Genomic DNA, 2,837 nt, shown 5'->3' on the forward strand with positions numbered 1-2,837 from the left:
AGTGAAGCCTGAACTGCTGTATGAGTACATCACGCTGCGGCACAATGAACATACGGTTCACTCCATGTGTCGAGTTCTGCATGTGAGCGAATCCGGTTACTACCGCAGCGTACGTCGGATCACGGGAACAAAACCTTGGCAGCTTCTTCTGGTCAAAATTAGAGAGATCTATGCGGAGACACCAGGTAACCGAAACTACGGAGTCAGGCGGATACAGCTTGCTCTGGAGCAGCGAGGAATCCGTGTCAGCCGCAGTGGAGTTCGCCGTGCCATGAAACGCGGAGGGCTGTTGAAATCAGCTCCACACAGGGCAAACAGCCTGACCAGAGCGGATGCAGCGGCACAAAAGGCAGGAAATCTCATTCAGCGCGATTTCTCAGCTCAGGCGCCAAATCAAAAGTGGCTGACAGATATCACGCAAGTCCCGTGTGCAGACGGAAAGCTTTACGTCGCAGCCGTTCTGGACTGTTATAACGGTGAGATCATAGGTCTTGCCATGGATAACAACATGAGGAAGGAACTCTGTATCCACGCTTTTTGCTCTGCCTGCCAGGCTCAGGAAAGGCAACCCATATGATAATGCCATGGCGGAAAATCTCTTCTCCATTCTTAAAACGGAGTGCATTTGCCGCCGCAAACCGGCGACTTTCTCTGAAGCCAACGAGAGGATTGACCGCTATATCCACTTTTACAACCATGAGCGCATTCAGCTAAAGACTGGAGAGGCGCCGCTTGCGCGGCGCCTCTCCACATAAAACTCAATAGTTCCTGCCAGGGCCCCTTTTTGTACGGTCCGCACAACCTGGGGCAGTTCAGTTTGCGGCTGGGGCCGGGGCGTTTTGCTTGTCAGGCGGCCTATGGCCTTTTGACAAACGGTTCGCTGACGGCTGAAGCTCAATTACCCGCGCAATGGTCGTCCCAGCCCCCGGGGAGGGTGCGCTTCGGCATGTGCGACGCCGGAAGGGGCGGAGTTTTCCTTTGGACCGATGCTTGGGAACGGCGGAATGCTGCCGGGCAGATCAAAACAGAAACACCGTCAGGGATGGGCCGCGCCCACCAGCGGGGTCAGGCACTCCAGGCCCTCCGCCGCGGCATAGCGCTCCAGACCGGACAGAATGTCGCTTGCCGCGTCCGGCTGGACAAATTGAGCGCTGCCCACTCCCACGGCGCAGGCGCCTGCCAGGAGGTATTCCACTGCGTCCTCCCAGGTGCGGATGCCGCCGCTGGCAATGATGGGCAGCCGCACGGCCTCATACAGCTCCCAGGTCCGCAGTACGCCGATGGGGCGGATGGCGGGTCCGCAGATCGGCCCCCTGCCGTTGCCCAGGGCGGGCCTGCGCCTGTGCAGGTCGATCTTCATGCCCAGAGGAGTATTGGTGGTGTAGAGCGCGTCCGCTCCCGCCGCCTCCACGGCGGCGGCAACCTCCAGATAGTTGGGGAAGTTGGTGTTGAACTTCAGAAAAACGGGCAGGACCACGGCCTCCCGTACGGCCTGCACCAGCTCGCGGGCGGCCTGGGGATCCCGGCTGTAGAAGCCCGCGCCATGGCTGACATTGGGACAGGCCGCGTTCAGCTCCAGTGCCGCGATCCGGCCGCCGAAGCGCGCTTCGGTCTCCCGGCAGAGCGCGACATAGTCCTCTATCGTGTCGCCGCCTACGCTGACGACGATCTGGTCGCGCTCCAGCGCGGCGAGCACCCGGGGCATAGTCTGGGCAAAAAATGCATCCTTTCCGGGGTTTTGCAGGCCGATGGAATTCAGTACCCCGGCGGGCACCTCTGCGATTCGCTCCGGGGGGTTGCCGGCGCGGGGAGCCGGAGTAAACGTTTTCAGGCTCACTGCGCCGAACCGGGACAAATCGGTGTAGCCGGCCAGTTCATAGCCATGGCCGGTACAGCCGGAGGCCCCAAATACGGGGTTGCGGAAGACGGCCCGCCCCAGACGGGTCTCAAGGCTGAGCATGGAAGGCCACCTCCTCTCCCCGAAAGACGGGGCCGTCTTTGCAGACCTTTTTGTAGGTCACGCCGCCGGGCGTATGGATGGCAATGGCACAGCCCAGGCAGATACCGATACCGCAGGCCATGCGCCGTTCCATGGACAGCTGGCAGGGCACGCCGTGCGCCGCCGCGCGCTCCGCCACGGATTCCAGCAGCCCCTCCGGCCCGCAGGAGAATACCGCGTCCGCGCCCTGCGCCAGCAGGGCGTCCAGCGCGGCGGGAAGGGCGGAGCGGTTTTCACAGCAGGAAACGTCCAGCCTTTCCCGGAAGGGAAGCGCCTCCAGCAATGCCGCGTCCCGCCGGGGCGAAAACAGCAGACGCACCCGCTTTCCCTCGTCCAGCAGGCGCCGGGCCAGGAAACCCATGGGGGCCAGGCCGATCCCGCCCGCAACCAGGAGACAGTCCCTTGTGTCCGTTTCCCAGGAAAAGCCGCTGCCCAGAGGCCCCAATACGTCGATCTCCATTCCAGGCGTCCAGCCGGTCATATACTCCGTGCCCCGGCCCACGGTACGTACCAGAAGAGAAAAGGTCTCCGTCCCGTCGGCGTCAAAGAGACTGATAGGGCGGCGCAGGAAGGGGTCGCAGCCGCCGGTGAGCTTCAATTCCACAAACTGGCCGGGCAGGGCGGCCCGAGCGATTGCGGGGCAGGTAAAGCGATACAGGGTGTCCCGCGCCGTCACAGGGCGCAGCTCGGTCAATCGCACGAACATGGGGACCCTCCTCAGATGCGGGCCACGCCGCTGTCGCGGGCGGCCCGGGCCACGGCGGCGGCCACCGTCCTGCCCACCCGGGGGTCGAAGGCGGCGGGGATGATGTAATCGGCGTTCAGCTCTTCGTCTGAA

General features: G+C 62.8%; 4 protein-coding genes and 1 pseudogene. 2 read left to right on the forward strand and 3 right to left on the reverse strand.

Annotated features, from left to right (window positions below):
- Positions 1–577 (forward strand): IS3 family transposase (locus H8S57_RS16640; protein ID WP_207723845.1); only part of this gene is annotated, 577 nt, incomplete at its 5' end.
- Between the two features lie 7 nt (positions 578–584).
- Positions 585–755 (forward strand): IS3 family transposase, encoded by a 171-nt coding sequence (locus tag H8S57_RS18120; RefSeq protein ID WP_186909073.1) that lies wholly within the window; start codon positions 585–587, stop codon positions 753–755.
- A gap of 281 nt (positions 756–1,036) precedes the next feature.
- Here H8S57_RS18120 and H8S57_RS16650 read toward each other — a convergent pair whose 3' ends face one another.
- From H8S57_RS16650 to H8S57_RS17530, 3 genes and pseudogenes are all read right to left on the reverse strand, one after another.
- Positions 1,037–1,960 (reverse strand): dihydroorotate dehydrogenase, encoded by a 924-nt coding sequence (locus H8S57_RS16650; protein ID WP_186909074.1) that lies wholly within the window; start codon positions 1,958–1,960, stop codon positions 1,037–1,039.
- Entirely contained in the window at positions 1,947–2,705 is a 759-nt protein-coding gene (locus H8S57_RS16655) for a dihydroorotate dehydrogenase electron transfer subunit (RefSeq protein WP_186909075.1), read from the reverse strand. The genes H8S57_RS16650 and H8S57_RS16655 overlap by 14 nt, the downstream gene beginning before the upstream one ends.
- Before the next feature lie 11 nt (positions 2,706–2,716).
- Positions 2,717–2,837: pseudogene (locus H8S57_RS17530) on the reverse strand (NAD-dependent malic enzyme); the annotation flags it as partial.

It is taken from the genome of Lawsonibacter hominis (assembly GCF_014287895.1).
Classification (GTDB): Bacteria; Bacillota; Clostridia; order Oscillospirales; family Oscillospiraceae; genus Lawsonibacter_A; species Lawsonibacter_A hominis.

Excerpts from the sequence above, each read along its gene's own strand:
- H8S57_RS18120 (WP_186909073.1), top strand. The coding sequence starts at position 585 with ATGGCGGAAAATCTCTTCTCCATTCTTAAAACGGAGTGCATTTGCCGC.
- H8S57_RS16650 (WP_186909074.1), bottom strand. The coding sequence starts at position 1,960 with ATGCTCAGCCTTGAGACCCGTCTGGGGCGGGCCGTCTTCCGCAACCCC.
- H8S57_RS16655 (WP_186909075.1), bottom strand. The coding sequence starts at position 2,705 with ATGTTCGTGCGATTGACCGAGCTGCGCCCTGTGACGGCGCGGGACACC.